Origin of the sequence: Rhizobium sp. Root483D2 (genome assembly GCF_001426685.1) — a bacterium.
GTDB lineage: Bacteria > Pseudomonadota > Alphaproteobacteria > Rhizobiales > Rhizobiaceae > Pararhizobium > Pararhizobium qamdonense.
The window spans coordinates 314,135-330,235 of the sequence record NZ_LMFB01000019.1 but is presented as its reverse complement, the minus strand read 5'-3'; the positions used below and the strand labels follow the sequence as shown (position 1 = coordinate 330,235).

The window sequence follows — 16,101 nt, the reverse complement described above, 5'->3', positions numbered from 1 at the left end:
CGATAGACAGCTTACCGCGCAGCCTCCGGGAGACCCTTATGAAGCCGATCGCCATCCTGACAGTTCTGTCCGCCGTAGCTCTGGCCTCCTGCCAGGGGACGCGCGAAGTGCGGGAACTGCCGCAGAGCCGCCAGATGGCGCCCGTTGGCGTCCAGGGCGCCTGGGTTGATCCCAACGGGGTCGTCTCCACCTTTGCAGGCGGAACCTTCAGCACGCGCACGACCGACACGAACCAGGAAATCGCATCCGGCACCTATACCAATCTTTCGCCACAACTGGTTGAGATCAACATGTATTCGGTGCTGCGAAAGACCCAGTCCAAGGTCAATTGCGCCATGGTGACGACCTCGCAGCTCAACTGCACCACCGATTCCGGCGCGCAGTTCTCGCTGTCGCGCAAGGCCTGAGCTAACGCGTTTTTGCGATGTCGACTATCAAAACCCTTCGGGCCTCACGCCCGGAGGGTTTTTCTTTTTATCTGTCACCTCTAGCAACCTTCGATTTTAACCTTGCTGCAATGCAACAAAGGGATAAGGCGATTTAGGGCTTGAAGTCGGTAAGGCCAAGTGAAACCATCCGCTCCGACCCAACTGTCACAGCCGTGCTCTACGATACCGACCACAAACGCCAGAACAGGAGACATTCCCTTGATCAGACAATTGCGAACCGGGCTGCTGACAGCCTCCATCCTTGCACTTTCATCCGGGGCCGCCTTCGCCGATTATGAATTGAACATTTTGCATATCAACGATTTCCATTCGCGCATCGAATCGATCAACAAATACGATTCCACCTGCTCGGCCGAGGAAGAGGGCAAGAATGAATGCTTCGGCGGCGTCGCCCGCCTGAAGACGGCCATCGACCAGAAGCGCCAGGAATTGACCGGCAAGAACGTGCTGCTGCTCAACGGCGGCGACAATTTCCAGGGCTCGCTGTTCTACACGACCTACAAGGGCGCGGCTGAAGCGGAATTCCTCAACCTGATGAAGTTCGATGCCTTGACCGTCGGCAATCACGAATTCGACGATGGTGAAGACGGCCTGGCCACGTTCCTCGACAAGGTCACCTTCCCGGTCATCTCCTCGAATGTCCTGGCCGGCTACAAGTCCAAGCTGGTTGATCGCATCAAGCCTTCCGTGGTGCTGGATGTCGGCGGCCAGAAGATCGGCATTGTCGGCGCGGTCACCAATGACACGACCGAAATCTCCTCGCCGGGCGAAAATGTTCTGATCGGCATCGACGTCGATACGATCTCCGCCGCCGTGCAGGACCTGAAGAAACAGGGCGTCAACAAGATCATCGCGCTCACCCATATCGGCTATCCGCGCGAGCTTGCGGTGATTGCGAAAATCCCCGATATCGACGTGGTCGTCGGCGGCCATTCGCACAGCCTCCTGTCCAACACCGACGCAAAGGCCGAAGGTCCGTATCCGTCGCTGGCCGACAATCCCGGCGGCTACAAGGTGCCGGTCGTGCAGGCCGGTTCCTACAGCAAATATCTCGGCGATCTCGTCGTCACCTTCGATGATAATGGCGTCGTCAAGTCCGCCAAGGGCGATCCGATCCTGATCGATTCCAAATTCAAGCCCGACGAGGCCGTCGTGGCCCGCGTCAAGGAAATGGCAAAGCCGATCGACGAGCTGAAGGCCAAGATCATTGGCAAGACGGAAGCTGCGATCGACGGCAGCCGCGATTCCTGCCGCACCAAGGAATGCGAAATGGGCGACCTGGTGGCCGATGCCATGCTCGACCGCGTCAAGGGTCAGGGCGTGACCATCGCCATCACCAATGGTGGCGGCTTGCGCGCCTCCATCGATGCCGGTGATGTCTCGATGGGCGAAGCCATCGCCGTCCTTCCGTTCCAGAACACGGTTGCCACCTTGCAGATCAAGGGCGCCGACATCAGCGCCGCACTGGAAAACGGCCTGAGCCAGATCGAGCAATTCGGCGGCCGCTTCCCGCAGGTGGCCGGCATGAAATTCTCCTTCGACAAATCCCGCCCCGTCGGCAGCCGTCTCTCCGTCGTCGAGGTCAAGGAAGGCGAAGCCTATGTGCCGCTTGATGCGGGCAAGACCTACAATGTCGTCACCAACAATTTCATGCGCAATGGCGGCGACGGTTACAGCGTCTTCAAGACCAAGGGAGAAAATGCCTATGACTACGGTCCAGGACTTGAGACGGTTCTTGCCGACTACCTGACGGCCAACAATCCCTACAAACCGACGACCGACGGCCGCATCACAGAAATCGCTGCAGCGACCCCAGCCGAGCCTTCGACGCAAACCAGCACCGACCCGGCCGTGACCACCGATGCAAAGCCTGCAACAGCGGAAACCGCGACACCGGAAACCAAGCCGGCAACGCCAGCGGCGGCCGAAACCAAGCATGTCATCGTCAGGGGCGATACGCTCTGGGATCTGGCCAAGGCCGTCTACGGCAATGGCGAATTGTGGAAGACCATTGCCAGCGCCAACGGCAACCCGGCCCCACGGCATCTGGAAATCGGCAAGGAGCTGACGATCCCTGCCAAGTGAGAAAACAGGTAAGACAATATGTCTCTTGCCAATCGGCCGGTCCGGGGTTCCCCGGGCCGGTTTTTCTTTTTAAGAACGGCATGAACCGCAGACGCCGCTTACCGTATAAGAGACGCCGCCCCGATAATGCAGGATATGCCATGACCGCCGCCATTCAGACGACCGTACCGAACCATCCCCCCGTCAAGTTCGGCAAGGTGGGTGTGCTGCTGGTCAATCTCGGCACGCCGGATGGCACCGACAAAGTGTCGATGCGCCGGTATCTCAAGGAATTCCTGATGGACCGGCGGGTGATCGAATGGTCGCCGTTCTTCTGGTATCCGATCCTGTTCGGCATCGTGCTCAACACCCGGCCGGCCAAGGTCGGCAAGGCCTATGAGACGATCTGGAACAAGGATCTGAACGAGAGCTACCTGCGCACCTATACCCGCAACCAGGCCGAGATCATGGCCCGGTCCTTTGCAGACCTGCCCAATATCCGCGTCGATTGGGCCATGCGCTACGGCCAGCCGTCGATCCGCTCGAAGATGGACGAACTGCAGAAGGACGGCTGCGAAAAGATCCTCGTCTTCCCGCTCTATCCGCAATATGCGGCCGCAACGACCGCAACCGTCAACGACGAGGCCTTCAAGGCGCTGTTGAAGATGCGCTGGCAGCCGGCGCTGCGCACCGTTGCGCCCTATCATGACGACCCGGTCTATATCGAGGCGCTGGCCAATTCGATCACCCAGCATCTTGCCACGCTCGACTGGGAGCCGGAGGTGGTGCTGACCTCCTTCCATGGCATCCCGAAATCCTATTTCATGAAGGGCGATCCCTATCATTGCCAGTGCTACAAGACCGCGCGGCTGGTGCGCGAAAAGCTTGGCTGGTCGAAGGAGAAACTGCAGGTCACCTTCCAGTCCCGCTTCGGGCCGGAAGAATGGCTGCAGCCCTATACCGACAAGACGGTGGAAAAGCTCGGCCAGGACGGCGTCAAGCGCATTGCCGTCATCAATCCCGGCTTCGTGTCCGATTGTCTCGAGACCCTGGAAGAAATCGCCGTGGAAGCAGCCGAAACCTTCCACCATGCCGGCGGCGAGAAATTCACCCACATTCCCTGCCTGAACGACAGTGAGGGCGGCATGACCGTGCTCGAACATGTGGTGCGCCGCGAATTGATGGGCTGGGCCTAAACCCCGCGCCTGTTGCCCCACAGGAGCACATGCAACTGCGGCAGCACACGGGCGGCAAACCAGCGATCCTGCGTCACTGTTTCGACCAGCCAGCGCATGCGGTCTGCGATCCCGTCCATGTCGATGCCGGCATCGACCTCGCCGCCGTCAGGCGGCGTGTGGTTGCCGGGCTGCAGATAGACCGGCAAATGCGGGTGGCGCGCCGCCACGCCTCGGGCATAGGCATAGTCGGCCGCGTCGAAGACGACGATCTTCAGCACCGTTTGCGGCCGCGCGCCGGCGGCCTCAAGACAGTTTGCCAGCTGTGCCCAGTCCGTCGCCATGCCGCTGGATGGCGGCTTGGGGCTGAGCACCAGAACGTCGAGATCGGCAAACCAGTCCTTCGAGACGGACCCTTGGGTTTCCAGCGCGAAGCGGTAGCCATCCCGGTGCCCGAGTCGGATCAGCTCCGCCAGTGGCTGGATCGCCGGATTTCCACCCGACAACGAGACGGTAAGCGGCACGCCGCCTGACAGCCGCTTCACCTCTTCCCACACCGCCTGCGGCGTCATCGGCGTCCAATCGTCACGATAACGGCTGTCGACGGCATGCAGACTATCGCACCAGGAACAGCGGTAATCACAGCCGCCCGTGCGCACGAAAACGGTCGGCAGGCCGATCAGGACGCCCTCGCCCTGGATCGTCGGGCCGAACATTTCCGAAACGCGAATGGTGCCGGTTCCTGAGGTCCCCGTCACGGCCGGTATTCCGCCCAGGTCTTGGGCGTCTCACTGACTTTCACCGAGGCCGTTTCCGGCAGATGCGCCTTGCACCAATCATAGAAATGCCGCGCCAGGCATTCCGCCGTCACCCGGTCATGGCCCAACACATCGTTGAGATGCCGGTGATCGAAGGTTTCGTCGATATAGCGCTTGAGCGGCGAGAGTTCGTGATAGTCGCGCACGAAGCCGTGTTCGTTCAACTCTTCGGCTGCAAGCTCCACTACGACGATGTAATTATGCCCATGCAGCCGCGCGCATTGATGATCTGCAGGCAGGCTGGTGAGCTGATGCGAGGCGGAGAAATGGAATTCCTTGCTGATGCGGAACATCACTTTACCTCCGCAGAAACAAAGCCGCCGGTCGCCGAGAGCCAAAAATCCGCATCGTCATAACCGGTCGGATCGGCAATGGCTGCCAGGTGAAAGGCCTCGCGCCGCTCGACGCAGGTTCCGCATCGCCCGCAATGCCGCATCCCGCCCTTGTAGCAGGACCAGGTCTCTTCAAACGGTGTGCCGTGCCTCGCACCATCCGTGACGATATCGGCCTTCGAACCATTCACATAAGGCGCATGCAGCGTGACGTCGGCATAACCCTGCGTCGCGTGGTTCTGCATGGCCTGGAACGCATCGATGAAACCGGGGCGGCAATCGGGGTAGATGAAATGATCGCCGCCATGCACGGCGGTTGCCACCGCATCCGCCTTCTGCGCGGCGGCAACTCCGAAGGCGATCGCCAGCATGATGGCGTTGCAGTTGGGCACAACCGTCGCCTTCATGGTGTCCTCGGCATAATGGCCGTCGGGAACGGCGATATCATCGGTGAGCGCCGACCCCGTCAGATGCGCGCCGATCGCGCGGATATCGATGATATGATGCGGCACGTTCAAACGCACGGCACAGGCGGCGGCAAAATCCAGCTCCTTTTTGTGGCGCTGGCCATAGTCGAAGGAGAGAAGCGCTAAAAGCGTATTTTCGGCTGCCACCTTGTGGGCAAGCGAAACGGAATCCAATCCGCCGGAGCAGATCACGATGGTTTTCATAGTTTAGTCCTTGTTTTGACCGGGTAGGCTGCGACCGGTAAGCGAATGGGCGCTCTTTAAGGCAAACAACCCGTCTTGTGAATGGGGAAATCCGCTGGCTTCTTGCCGCTGGTTGCGTAAAGTGCGGCGAAACAAACATTTAAGGGAGAAACCGGATGCCTTTGGCCGGACTGGACATCGTCGTCATCGCCTTCGTGGTACTCGTCATCCTCGTGCTGTTTGCCGGCATCAAGACGGTGCCGCAGGGGTTTCGCTACACGGTGGAACGTTTCGGCCGCTATACCAGAACGCTTGAGCCCGGCCTCAACATCATCATCCCGTTCATCGACAAGATCGGCGCCCGGATGAACGTCATGGAACAGGTGCTCGACGTCCCCACCCAGGAAGTCATCACCCGCGACAATGCCAGCTGCGCTGCCGATGCCGTCGCCTTCTATCAGGTGCTGAACGCCGCCGAGGCCGCCTATCAGGTTTCCGATCTGCAGAGCGCCATCCTCAACCTGACGATGACGAATATCCGCTCAGTCATGGGCTCGATGGACCTCGACGAACTCCTGTCCAACCGCGAAATCATCAACGACAAGCTGCTGCATGTGGTCGACGAAGCCGTCGGCCCCTGGGGCATCAAGGTGACCCGCGTCGAGATCAAGGACATCCAGCCGCCGAAGGATCTCGTCGATGCCATGGCGCGCCAGATGAAGGCCGAGCGCGAAAAGCGCGCCCAGGTCCTGGAAGCCGAAGGCTCGCGCAACGCCCAGATCCTGCGCGCCGAAGGTGCCAAGCAATCGGCCATCCTGCAGGCCGAAGGCCAGCGCGAAGCCGCCTTCCGCGATGCCGAAGCGCGCGAGCGCCTGGCCGAGGCCGAAGCCAAAGCCACCAAAATGGTCTCCGAGGCTATTGCCGCCGGCGACGTGCAGGCGATCAACTACTTCGTCGCCCAGAAATATACCGAAGCCATGGCTGCGATCGGCACCGCGCCCAATTCGAAGATCGTGCTGATGCCGATGGAAGCCTCCTCGCTGATCGGCTCGCTCGGCGGCATCGGCGCGATTGCCCGCGAAGTCTTCGGCAATGGCGGCGGTGACGCACCCTCACCCACGCGCCAGCCCTTGCCGCGCACGGTTCCAGTCCGCAATCCGTTCGACACGGCCAAGCGGGAAGGCTGACCGATGATCGAGCGCGTCATCCTCGAACTTGGCCCCTGGAGCTGGTGGGTGCTGGGCCTCGTTCTTCTCGCCGCCGAAGTCGTGGCGCCCGGCGTCTTTCTCGTCTGGATCGGCATTGCGGCCATCATCACCGGCGCTCTCTCGCTTTTGTTCTGGGACGCCGGTTTCTGGGTCTGGCAGGCACAGCTGGTATTCTTCGCGGTCCTGTCCGTCGCAGCCGCCCTCATCGGCCGCCGGCTGCTCGCCCGCTCGGGCGATACGTCGGACGAGCCGCTGCTCAATCAGCGCGGCGCGAGCCTGATCGGCCGCACCGCCGTGCTGGAACAGCCGATCGCCGAGGGACGCGGCCGCATCCGGCTTGACGACACCACCTGGACCGTCAACGGTCCGGACCTGCCTGCGGGCACCCGCGTCAAGGTCATCGGCAGCAATGGCGGCCGGTTGACCGTCGAAAGCGCCTGAAAATAAAGCCGAATGCCATTTCGGAAAGGAATAGTTAACCACATCCGTTTACGGTTGCTCAACACTGGTAAACGGATTTCCGGGCATTCGGCAGATGACGCCTTTCTATCCACGCACGAAGAGGACGACCCTCGCGCGCCCGGCGGCCACTGCGGCCTGGCTGATGGCGAGCTGCGCCCTGTTTCTGCCAAACGCCGTTTCCGCCCAGGCTCTGCTTCCCGGCGCAAATGCCACCGCAGCAACCGGTACCACTACACAGATCCCCACAGCGGCTGCATCCCCCGGGGTAGAGCCTGCCGATACCGACGCAATCACCACAAACTCCATTAACACAGACGCTGGCGAACCGTTGCTCAACGACCCCACGGTCGATGAGGATATGGCCCGCACCAACCTGCGCGAAAACACCGTCGATGGCCTCAGAGCCCAGCTCGATATCGACCGTAACGATGCGCAGGGCATCCGGTTTGGCAGTTTCGTGCTGAAACCGACGCTCGGCCAGACCTATAATTTTGAAAGCAACAAGACCGGCAGTTCCAAGGAGAACCGCAGCTATCTCGAGACCGGCCTGAAGGGCACGCTCACCTCCGACTGGTCCCGCCATCAGCTGACGGTCACAGGCGAAGGCACCTGGCAGCGCAATGTCTCCGGCACCGGGGAAACGGAACCGACCGCCGATATCGAGGCAGCACTTCGGCTCGATCTTTCCGAACAGACGACCGCGACGCTGAAGGCCGGCTATCATTTCGAGCGCGAGGATTCGACCGATCCGAACGCGATCACCAATGCAAGCGTCCAGTCCGGCATCGACCAATATACACTGGGTGCCGGTATCGAGCGCGATTTCGGCATCCTGCGCGGCTCGGCCAAGATCGATTTCGACCGCTACGTCTACGGCGACGCCGAGCTCAACAATGGCGGTTCGCTGTCGCTGAAGGACCGAAACCGCAATGCGGGTGCCGTCACCGTGCGTGTCGGCTACGAGCTTTCGCCGGCCCTCATTCCATTCATCGAGGCATCGGCCGGAAAATCGATTTACGACCTGCGCAGGGACACGCTGGGGTTCGAACGTTCGTACAACAGTTACGGCGCCCGCGCCGGTGTCGAGGCTGATCTGGGTGAAAAGCTGAATGGCGAGATCGCGCTCGGCTATCAGACCTACCGTTTCGACGATAACCGGCTCGACGACCTGAGGGGCTTCACGGTCGATGGCACGATCAACTGGTCGCCACAGCGTGGCACCGATGTGGCCTATGGTATTTCCACCGGCCTGGAACCATCGACGACCGCCGGCGAAAGCGGCGCCATGGTCTATACGCTGAGCAGCCGGGTGACCCACGAGTTGCGCAGCGCTCTCGTGGCACGGCTTTCCAATAGCCTGACCCTGCGCAATTTCCCCAGCGGCAGTTCGCAGGACGAAAAAGTCTGGGCTGCAGGTGCAGGCCTCACCTGGGACCTCAACCGCTATCTGGCCCTCACCGGCGATGTCAGCTACGAGCGCACGACACGCGAAACCGGCCCGTCCACCAATGTCGCCCGCGTCGGCGTCGGGCTGACCCTGCGCCGCTGATCCAAAAACAAAAAAGCCCGCCGGCCATTCAGCCAGCGGGCATTGTCATCTCTTGAAAATCGTTTATTTCAGGCCTTGCAGCAAAGCCTTCAAAGGCGCTTCCACGCCCGGACGGATATCGCCGCGCGCCAGCGCGAAGGCGACGTTTGCCAGGATGAAACCTTCCTTCATGCCGCAGTCATAGGTGTTGCCGCGGAAATGGTACCCGGCAAAATCCTGGCTCTGGGCAAGCTTCAGCATGCCGTCGGTCAGCTGGATCTCGTTGCCCGCGCCGCGCTCTTGAGTGGCGAGGATGGAGAAGATTTCCGGCTGCAGGATGTAACGGCCGTTGATGAAGAAATTCGACGGTGCGGTGCCCTGCGGCGGCTTTTCGACCATCTTGGTGATCTTGAAGCCATCGCCAACCTTGTCGCCCGCGCCGACGATGCCGTATTTATGGGTCTGATCGGGGGCGCATTCTTCAACCGCGATAACGTTTCCGCCGCTCTGCTCGTAAAGCTCGACCATGCCTTTCAGGCAGCCCTTTTCGGCCTGCATGATCATGTCGGGCAGGAGCAGCGCAAAAGGCTCGTCGCCGACCAGTTCGCGGGCACACCAGACGGCGTGGCCAAGCCCGAGCGGCGATTGCTGGCGGGTAAAGCTGGTGCTGCCCGCAACCGGCAGGATGCTTTCCAGAAGCGTCAGCTCCGCCGTCTTGTTGCGCTCGCGCAGGGTCTGTTCCAGCTCGACCTGGATGTCGAAATAGTCCTCGATTACGTGCTTGCTGCGGCCCGTAACGAAGATCAGGTGTTCGATCCCCGCATTCAACGCCTCATCCACGACATACTGGATCACCGGCCTATCGACGACGGTCAGCATCTCCTTCGGGACGGCTTTGGTCGCCGGTAGGAATCGGGTCCCGAGGCCAGCGACGGGGAACACGGCTTTACGAACTTTACGCTTGTCAGTCATTGACATCTCCAGGATCACAGCAGCGGGATTTAAATCGGTTGGGGCATGTATCAATAGGCAATAAATGTAAAATTGCTATTTTTTTGCAAAGGAAGACCTTACCAACCATTCATGGTAAAGAATTTGTTGACTTCATTTTCGTAAGATTTCGGTTCTGGCGGTTGCCTCCTGGGCTGAACGGCCTGAAAATGGAACCACATGCATCTACCCATGCATGAAGCTGGCTCTAAGACTGTAAATTTGCGCACCGCCGGTCACCCCTGATCGCAGCAGAGCGCCGACCAACGGAAACGACAGCTGATGACAAAGACCCGACACACCCTCCTTCGCTGTGCTGCCGCCGCATTCATGACAGCCGCAGCCCTGTTTTCCCCGGCAACGGCCTCGGCTGACGCGGGTTTCGAGACCTGGATCAACAGCTTCTATGCCACCGCTTCCCAGAGCGGCATCACCAAGGCAACCTACCGAAAGGCCTTTGCCGGTGTGAAAACGCCCGATCCGGACGTGCTTCAGAAGGCTGCCTATCAGCCCGAGTTCAAGCACAAGATCTGGGAATATATCGACAGCCGCGTTAATCCCTATACCCGCAAGGTCGGACAGGAAATGTCGGCCAAGCACGCCCGCACGCTTGCAGCCCTCGAGCGCCATTTCGGCGTCGACAGGAACGTGCTCCTGGCCATCTGGTCGATGGAATCCAATTATGGCGCCGTGCTGGAAAAGGACGATCGCCTGCATTACGTGCCGCGCGCGCTCGCCACGCTTGCCTATGCCGACCCCAAACGGTCGAAATATGCCAAGACGCAGCTGATCGCCGCGTTGAAGATCCTGCAAAACGGCGATGTGACGCCGCGCGAGCTGAACGGCTCCTGGGCCGGTGCCATGGGCCATACGCAGTTCATTCCGACAAGCTACCTGCTCTACGCCGTTGATGCCGACGGCAATGGCCACAAGGACATCTGGAACTCGATACCGGACGCACTCGCGACCGCAGCCAACCTGTTGAAGAAGAACGGCTGGCAATCGGGCCAGACCTGGGGTTACGAAGTATCGCCGCCGCGCAACGGCAGCCAGTATGCCGGCCAGACAAAGACGGTTTCCCAATGGGCAGCACTTGGCTTCACCCGGCCGAACGGCAAGGATTTCCGCAACGGCGACACGCGTGCCGAACTGAAAATGCCCGGCGGTCCCGGCAGCCCCGGCTTCCTGATGACCAAAAACTTCTTCGTCATCAAGCGCTACAATGCCTCGGATTCCTACGCGCTCGGCGTTGGCCTTCTGGCCGATGAGATCGCCGGCTATGGCGGCATGCAGCAGGCCTGGAGCCGCCCGGACGGTTCGCTCGATATCAAGCAGAAGTTCGAGCTGCAGTCGCGGCTGAAGGAACTCGGCTATTACGACGGCGAAGTCGATGGCAATTTCGGCTCCGGCTCCAAGGCCGCCATCCAGGCCTTCCAGAACCGCAACGGCTTGTCTCCCGATGGCGAGCCGACCCAGCACCTGTTGAAGGCGCTGCGCAAATAGTTCGGATCGCGAACGCCCGCAATTGTGGCGCAATCCGGATGCATCGTTCATGCAACGCCTTGTCGAAAGAGAGGCGTTGCATCTTTGCGTAGAGACATTTTTGAACGCCGGCCGAAACCTCGGCCGGAAACAGTGCGGAACAGGTGCATGAGCGGCAGACATAGCAGCAACGGCCTTTACCGGCTGTTCAACGGCCTGATCGTCGTCGCGATCAGCCTGTCTGCGCTTGTCATGGAGCCGCCGCGCCAGGCGCAGGCACAAGAGCGCCGCACCATTCTCGACATGCTGTTCGGCTTTGGCCGCAGGCAGGCGCCACCGCCTGTCTATGACGACGAGCCAATCTACGAGCCCCGGCAGAGACAGCAGCAGCAGCAACAACAGCTGCAGCCGCAGCAACGCCCGAAGATCAGAAAGACGCAGCAGAAGCCCAAGCCCGTCCCCGCCGAGCCCGCCCCGGTCGTCGTCGAGAAACTGGAGACGGCCAAGAAGGTGCTCGTCGTCGGCGACTTCGTTGCCGGCAGTCTTGGCGATGGGCTGAAGACCGCCTTTGAAACGACACCGGGGATCGTCATTGAAACCCGCAGCAACGGTTCCTCAGGCCTCGTGCGCGAGGACTATTTCAACTGGCCCGAAAACCTGCCCGCCTATATCGCGGAGACGAAACCGGCGTTGATCATCATCAGCCTCGGCGCCAACGAGCGCCAGCAGATGTCGATCGGCAGCGACAAGGAAAAATTCCGCACCGACCGCTGGCTGGCCGAATATGCGCGCCGCACCGCAGACTTCGCAGCCCTTGCCCGCAAGGACAAGACACCCTTGCTCTGGGTTGGCATGCCGCCGTTCCAATCGACATCGATGACCGCCGATATGGTGACGCTCAACGGCATCTTCCGGACGGAAGCCGAAAAGGCCGGCGGCACATTCGTCGATATCTGGGATGGGTTCGTCGATGAGGAGGGCAAATTCGTCATGACGGGATCCGATATCAACGGCCAGCAGGTCCGCCTGCGTGGATCGGACGGTATCAACCTCACCAAGGCCGGCAAGCGCAAGCTCGCCTTCTATGTCGAAAAGGATATCCGCAAGCTCTTAGGCGACGCCGCCGCCTCGACACAGGATATTCCCGGTGCCGATGGCATGAAGGACCTGGTCGTTGCTGCCCCCACGGCCAACGAGGATATCATCCAGACGCAGCCGATCGGCCTTGACGATCCCGATCTCGACGGCAGCGCCACTCTGCTGGGTGGCGGCGCGGTGATGACCAGCAACGGCAAGAGCCCGCGCGACCGTCTCGTTGAAAAGGGCGAAGTCGCCGAAGCACCAGCCGGCCGGGTGGACGATTTCCGCCTGTCGAAACCGGAAGCCGTGATCAGCAATCCGGTTTTCAGGAACTGACCCTCAAGATTAAACCCTGTCCTCTTTCCGCCAAGAGGACAGGGTCTTCGGCAGCTCGCATCTTGCGAATAAAGCTGTCAATCGAGATCAGGCAGCCGCAAACGGTACGGCGATGAAGGTCTTTTGATCACCGCGTTCGATGAGCAACAGCACCGACTTGCGCCCCGACTTCACGGCAGCGGCGATCGCCGTCTTCACGTCGCTGGCGCCGAGCACGGCCTTGTCATTGACCGAAACAATGACATCGCCCGTTTGGATACCGGCCGCAGCGGCCGGCTTATCGGGATTGACCTTGGCGACGACGGCACCGGTAACATTGTCGGGCAGGCTCAGTTCCTGGCGCACATCCGGTGTCAGATCGGCAAGGGCCACGCCGATGCTCGGCCCAGTCTGCATCTTGCCCTCATCCTTTGCTGCGGACGCCTGCTTCTGATCGCCATCATTGCCGCCGACGGTGACGCTGAGGTCGACCTTGCGGCCGTCGCGCCACACGGTCATGGCTTCCTTTGCGCCCGGCGAGAGATCGGCCACCAGCCGCGACAGATCGCGCGGCGACTTCACCGCCTCGCCGCCAACAGTCATGACGATGTCGCCGGTCTTCACGCCCGAATGCGCTGCAGGTGTGCCCGCATTGACGGCGGCGACCAGAGCGCCTTCCGCCTTGGCGAGACCAACGGCATCAGCGACATCCGCCGTCACCGGCTGGATCTGGACGCCGAGATAGCCATGGTCGATCGAGCCGCTCTTTTCCAGCTTGGCGACGACCTTTTGCGCCTGGTCGGAGGGAATGGCGAAACCGACACCGACGCTGCCGCCGTTCGGCGAGTAGATCGCGGTATTGATCCCAACGACATTGCCTGAATGATCCACAAGCGGGCCACCGGAATTGCCGTGATTGATCGGCGCGTCGATCTGGATGAAATCATCATAGGGACCGCTGTGCAGATCGCGGCCACGGGCCGACACGATCCCGGCGGTGACCGTCGTGCCGATGCCGAAGGGATTGCCGATTGCCAGGATCTGGTCGCCCAGCTTCAACGCGTCGGAATCACCCCAGGCGATGGTGGCGAGCGGCTTGCCGGCCGTGATCTTCAAAACGGCGAGATCGGACTTCGGATCAGCGCCCAAAAGCTTTGCCGGCAGTTCCGTGCCGTCGTCCAGCGTGACCTTGATGTCGATGGCATTGTCGATCACATGGTTGTTGGTGACGATGATCCCATCGCTGCTGACGATGAAGCCGGAGCCGAGCGCCATTCCGCGTTCGCCGCCTTGATGTTGCGGTGCCTGCTTGGGCATCGGAATGCCTTGCTGCTCGAAGAACTGGCGGAACTGCTCGTCCATTGGCGATTGGTCGCCGCTATCGCTGACATCGGTTGCCTTCATCGTGGTGGTGATTGTCACGACGGCCGGCTTGTCGGCGGAGACGACATCGGCGAAGGAGCCGCTGGAAACCTGCGGCACGGTAGCGGATGCGGATGCGGATGCCGCCATCGCAGACGTGGAGGGCAGGGTGAAGGGGAACGCTGCCGCGCCGGCCAGAATGGCGGCTCCGACCAGCGCTGCGGCACGGTGAGTGCGGAGAATATTGGGCATGACAAAGGGTCCCTTACAGATGTTTGGGTGCGGCGTCATGGTTCCCTGCGCGGGAACGCGGCGTCGGGTGATCGGCAGCGTTCCTTCCGGGACTTTGTTCAGAAATATTGCCGATGATAGGGTCAATACTGAGCAATCCAGGAATACGCTTGAGATGGATATTATAACGGCCGCGAATATTTACAAATTAAAGGTTTATTACCGTTTCATTGCACCAAGTTAATGTTGCACAAGATACCGCCGCCATACGTCAAACCAAATACGGGCGGCGGCACTTTGCGGCAAAACGGCAAACGCCGCGCACCAGCCCGGCACGCGGCGTTTTCATTTGGTTTTGCTTCGGCAAAGACGCTAGCCGATTAACGCGGCAGGACGGTCGAGCCCATCAGTGTTTCGTCGATCGCGCGCGCCGCCTGGCGGCCCTCGCGGATCGCCCAGACGACCAGCGACTGGCCACGGCGCACGTCGCCGGCTGCCCAGACCTTATCGACCGATGTCCGGTAGTCCTTCTCGTTGGCGGTGACGAAGGAGCCGCCGCGCTTGTCCTTACCGATCACGAGCTTCTCGCCCATGTTCTTCAGCACGCTGTCGGTGCCCGGGCCGCTAAAGCCGATGGCGATGAGGGCGAGATCAGCCTTGATGACGAATTCCGTGCCGGCGATCGGCTTGCGGCGCTCGTCCACCTGACAGCACTTGACGCCGGTCAGCACGCCGTCTTCGCCGACGAATTCGAGCGTCGCCACCTGGAATTCGCGCACGGCGCCTTCGGCCTGCGAAGAGGATGTGCGCATCTTGGTCGCCCAGAACGGCCAGACGGAAAGCTTGTCTTCCTTTTCCGGCGGCTGCGGGCGGATGTCGAGCTGGGTAACCTTCACGGCGCCCTGGCGGAATGCGGTGCCGACGCAGTCGGACGCGGTATCGCCACCGCCGACGACGACGATATGCTTGCCGCCTGCCAGGATCGAATCCGATGGCCAGCCGACGCTGTCGATATTTTCGCGGCCGACACGGCGGTTCTGCTGCACAAGATACGGCATGGCATCATGCACGCCGGTGAACTCGACGCCCGGAATACCGGCATCGCGCGGGGTTTCCGAACCGCCGCAATAGAGCACGGCGTCGTGCTCTTCGATCAGGCTATCGACGGTGCGATCAACACCGACATTGACGCCGCAATGGAAGGTGACCCCTTCGCCGCGCATCTGATCAACACGGCGGTCGATGAAGTTCTTCTCCATCTTGAAGTCCGGGATGCCGTATCGCAGCAGGCCGCCGGGCTTGCTCTCGCGCTCGAACACATGGACCTCGTGACCGGCGCGGGCGAGCTGCTGGGCCGCCGCCATGCCGGCAGGACCAGACCCGATGATCGCAACCTTCTTGCCGGTCTTGGTGACGGCCGGCTGCGGCACGATATAGCCCATTTCATAGGCTTTGTCGGCAATCGCCTGCTCGACGGTCTTGATTGTCACCGGTGCGTCTTCCAGGTTCAGCGTGCAGGCTTCCTCGCACGGCGCCGGGCAGATGCGGCCGGTAAATTCCGGAAAATTGTTGGTCGAGTGCAGGTTTCGGATCGCCTCGTCCCAGTTGCCGTTATAAACGAGATCGTTCCAGTCGGGGATCTGGTTGTGCACCGGGCAGCCGGTCGGGCCATGGCAATAGGGGATGCCACAGTCCATGCAGCGCGCGGCCTGTTTCTGCACTTCCGGGTCCGACATCGGGATTGTGAATTCGCGGAAATGCCGGATGCGGTCCGACGCCGGCTGATACTTCGCCAGCTGCCGGTCGATTTCCATGAAGCCTGTGACCTTGCCCATTTACTCGTCCCTTATTTCACAGTGGGGGCCACGTGGGACCCCAATACCAGTAAGCGAAACCCACGGTCGCGCCCAATACGATGAATTCCCACCCTGCTGCACCGTTCACCACATAGACTG

General features: G+C 60.9%; 14 protein-coding genes. 8 read left to right on the top strand and 6 right to left on the bottom strand.

The window, feature by feature from the left end; all coding sequences use genetic code 11:
- Positions 1 to 38 precede the first annotated feature (38 nt).
- The 3 genes from omp10 to hemH all read left to right on the top strand — a co-directional run bounded on the left by omp10 (position 39) and on the right by hemH (position 3,709).
- Entirely contained in the window at positions 39 to 407 is a 369-nt protein-coding gene (omp10, locus tag ASD32_RS17720) for an outer membrane lipoprotein Omp10 (RefSeq protein WP_060639347.1), read from the top strand.
- A gap of 240 nt (positions 408 to 647) precedes the next feature.
- Positions 648 to 2,534: a 5'-nucleotidase C-terminal domain-containing protein gene (locus ASD32_RS17715; protein WP_060639346.1), complete on the top strand. Its 1,887-nt coding sequence runs from the start codon at positions 648 to 650 to the stop codon at positions 2,532 to 2,534.
- Between the two features lie 140 nt (positions 2,535 to 2,674).
- On the top strand, positions 2,675 to 3,709 hold the full coding sequence (gene hemH, locus ASD32_RS17710; protein ID WP_060639345.1) for a ferrochelatase: 1,035 nt from the start codon (positions 2,675 to 2,677) through the stop codon (positions 3,707 to 3,709).
- Here the strand turns inward: hemH and queE are convergent.
- The 3 genes from queE to queC are packed head-to-tail and all read right to left on the bottom strand — an operon-like array spanning position 3,706 to position 5,509.
- Positions 3,706 to 4,455 (bottom strand): 7-carboxy-7-deazaguanine synthase QueE, encoded by a 750-nt coding sequence (queE, locus tag ASD32_RS17705; RefSeq protein ID WP_280139464.1) that lies wholly within the window; start codon positions 4,453 to 4,455, stop codon positions 3,706 to 3,708. The genes hemH and queE overlap by 4 nt on opposite strands.
- Positions 4,443 to 4,799: a 6-carboxytetrahydropterin synthase QueD gene (queD, locus tag ASD32_RS17700; protein WP_060639344.1), complete on the bottom strand. Its 357-nt coding sequence runs from the start codon at positions 4,797 to 4,799 to the stop codon at positions 4,443 to 4,445. The genes queE and queD overlap by 13 nt, the downstream gene beginning before the upstream one ends.
- Entirely contained in the window at positions 4,799 to 5,509 is a 711-nt protein-coding gene (gene queC / locus ASD32_RS17695; protein ID WP_060639343.1) for a 7-cyano-7-deazaguanine synthase QueC, read from the bottom strand. Before queC ends, queD begins: the two co-directional genes overlap by 1 nt.
- Before the next feature lie 161 nt (positions 5,510 to 5,670).
- Here queC and ASD32_RS17690 point away from each other — a divergent pair, with 161 nt between their 5' ends.
- From ASD32_RS17690 to ASD32_RS17680, 3 genes are all read left to right on the top strand, one after another.
- On the top strand, positions 5,671 to 6,675 hold the full coding sequence (locus ASD32_RS17690) for an SPFH domain-containing protein (protein WP_156383236.1): 1,005 nt from the start codon (positions 5,671 to 5,673) through the stop codon (positions 6,673 to 6,675).
- A gap of 3 nt (positions 6,676 to 6,678) precedes the next feature.
- Complete coding sequence (locus ASD32_RS17685; RefSeq protein ID WP_060639341.1) at positions 6,679 to 7,137, top strand: NfeD family protein; 459 nt, start codon at positions 6,679 to 6,681, stop codon at positions 7,135 to 7,137.
- Between the two features lie 94 nt (positions 7,138 to 7,231).
- Positions 7,232 to 8,707, top strand: a complete 1,476-nt coding sequence (locus tag ASD32_RS17680) for an outer membrane beta-barrel protein (RefSeq protein WP_060639340.1) — start codon at positions 7,232 to 7,234, stop codon at positions 8,705 to 8,707.
- Positions 8,708 to 8,770: 63 nt separating this feature from the next.
- On the opposite strand, the gene galU is transcribed toward ASD32_RS17680, so the two are convergent.
- Positions 8,771 to 9,658 carry a UTP--glucose-1-phosphate uridylyltransferase GalU gene (galU, locus tag ASD32_RS17675; protein WP_060639339.1) on the bottom strand — a complete coding sequence of 296 codons (888 nt, stop codon included), beginning with the start codon at positions 9,656 to 9,658 and terminating at the stop codon, positions 8,771 to 8,773.
- A 300-nt stretch (positions 9,659 to 9,958) separates the two neighbouring features.
- On the opposite strand from galU, the gene ASD32_RS17670 reads away from it, so the two are divergent.
- Together ASD32_RS17670 and ASD32_RS17665 are read left to right on the top strand one after the other, a co-directional pair.
- A complete protein-coding gene (locus ASD32_RS17670) occupies positions 9,959 to 11,179 on the top strand; it encodes a lytic murein transglycosylase (RefSeq protein WP_060639338.1) in 1,221 nt (406 codons plus the stop codon).
- 231 nt (positions 11,180 to 11,410) lie between these two features.
- Positions 11,411 to 12,574, top strand: coding sequence for a DUF459 domain-containing protein (locus ASD32_RS17665; RefSeq protein ID WP_244490199.1), 1,164 nt, complete (start codon positions 11,411 to 11,413; stop codon positions 12,572 to 12,574).
- A gap of 87 nt (positions 12,575 to 12,661) precedes the next feature.
- Here ASD32_RS17665 and ASD32_RS17660 read toward each other — a convergent pair whose 3' ends face one another.
- Positions 12,662 to 14,167: a DegQ family serine endoprotease gene (locus tag ASD32_RS17660; RefSeq protein ID WP_060639336.1), complete on the bottom strand. Its 1,506-nt coding sequence runs from the start codon at positions 14,165 to 14,167 to the stop codon at positions 12,662 to 12,664.
- A 359-nt stretch (positions 14,168 to 14,526) separates the two neighbouring features.
- Entirely contained in the window at positions 14,527 to 15,981 is a 1,455-nt protein-coding gene (locus ASD32_RS17650) for a glutamate synthase subunit beta (protein ID WP_060639334.1), read from the bottom strand.
- Between the last annotated feature and the right edge of the window lie 120 nt (positions 15,982 to 16,101).

Coding starts and splice junctions, on each gene's coding strand:
- hemH (WP_060639345.1), top strand. CDS start 2,675: ATGACCGCCGCCATTCAGACGACCGTACCGAACCATCCCCCCGTCAAG.
- ASD32_RS17680 (WP_060639340.1), top strand. CDS start 7,232: ATGACGCCTTTCTATCCACGCACGAAGAGGACGACCCTCGCGCGCCCG.
- ASD32_RS17665 (WP_244490199.1), top strand. CDS start 11,411: ATGGAGCCGCCGCGCCAGGCGCAGGCACAAGAGCGCCGCACCATTCTC.
- galU (WP_060639339.1), bottom strand. CDS start 9,658: ATGACTGACAAGCGTAAAGTTCGTAAAGCCGTGTTCCCCGTCGCTGGC.
- omp10 (WP_060639347.1), top strand. CDS start 39: ATGAAGCCGATCGCCATCCTGACAGTTCTGTCCGCCGTAGCTCTGGCC.
- ASD32_RS17650 (WP_060639334.1), bottom strand. CDS start 15,981: ATGGGCAAGGTCACAGGCTTCATGGAAATCGACCGGCAGCTGGCGAAG.
- ASD32_RS17670 (WP_060639338.1), top strand. CDS start 9,959: ATGACAAAGACCCGACACACCCTCCTTCGCTGTGCTGCCGCCGCATTC.
- ASD32_RS17685 (WP_060639341.1), top strand. CDS start 6,679: ATGATCGAGCGCGTCATCCTCGAACTTGGCCCCTGGAGCTGGTGGGTG.
- queC (WP_060639343.1), bottom strand. CDS start 5,509: ATGAAAACCATCGTGATCTGCTCCGGCGGATTGGATTCCGTTTCGCTT.
- ASD32_RS17660 (WP_060639336.1), bottom strand. CDS start 14,167: ATGCCCAATATTCTCCGCACTCACCGTGCCGCAGCGCTGGTCGGAGCC.
- queD (WP_060639344.1), bottom strand. CDS start 4,799: ATGTTCCGCATCAGCAAGGAATTCCATTTCTCCGCCTCGCATCAGCTC.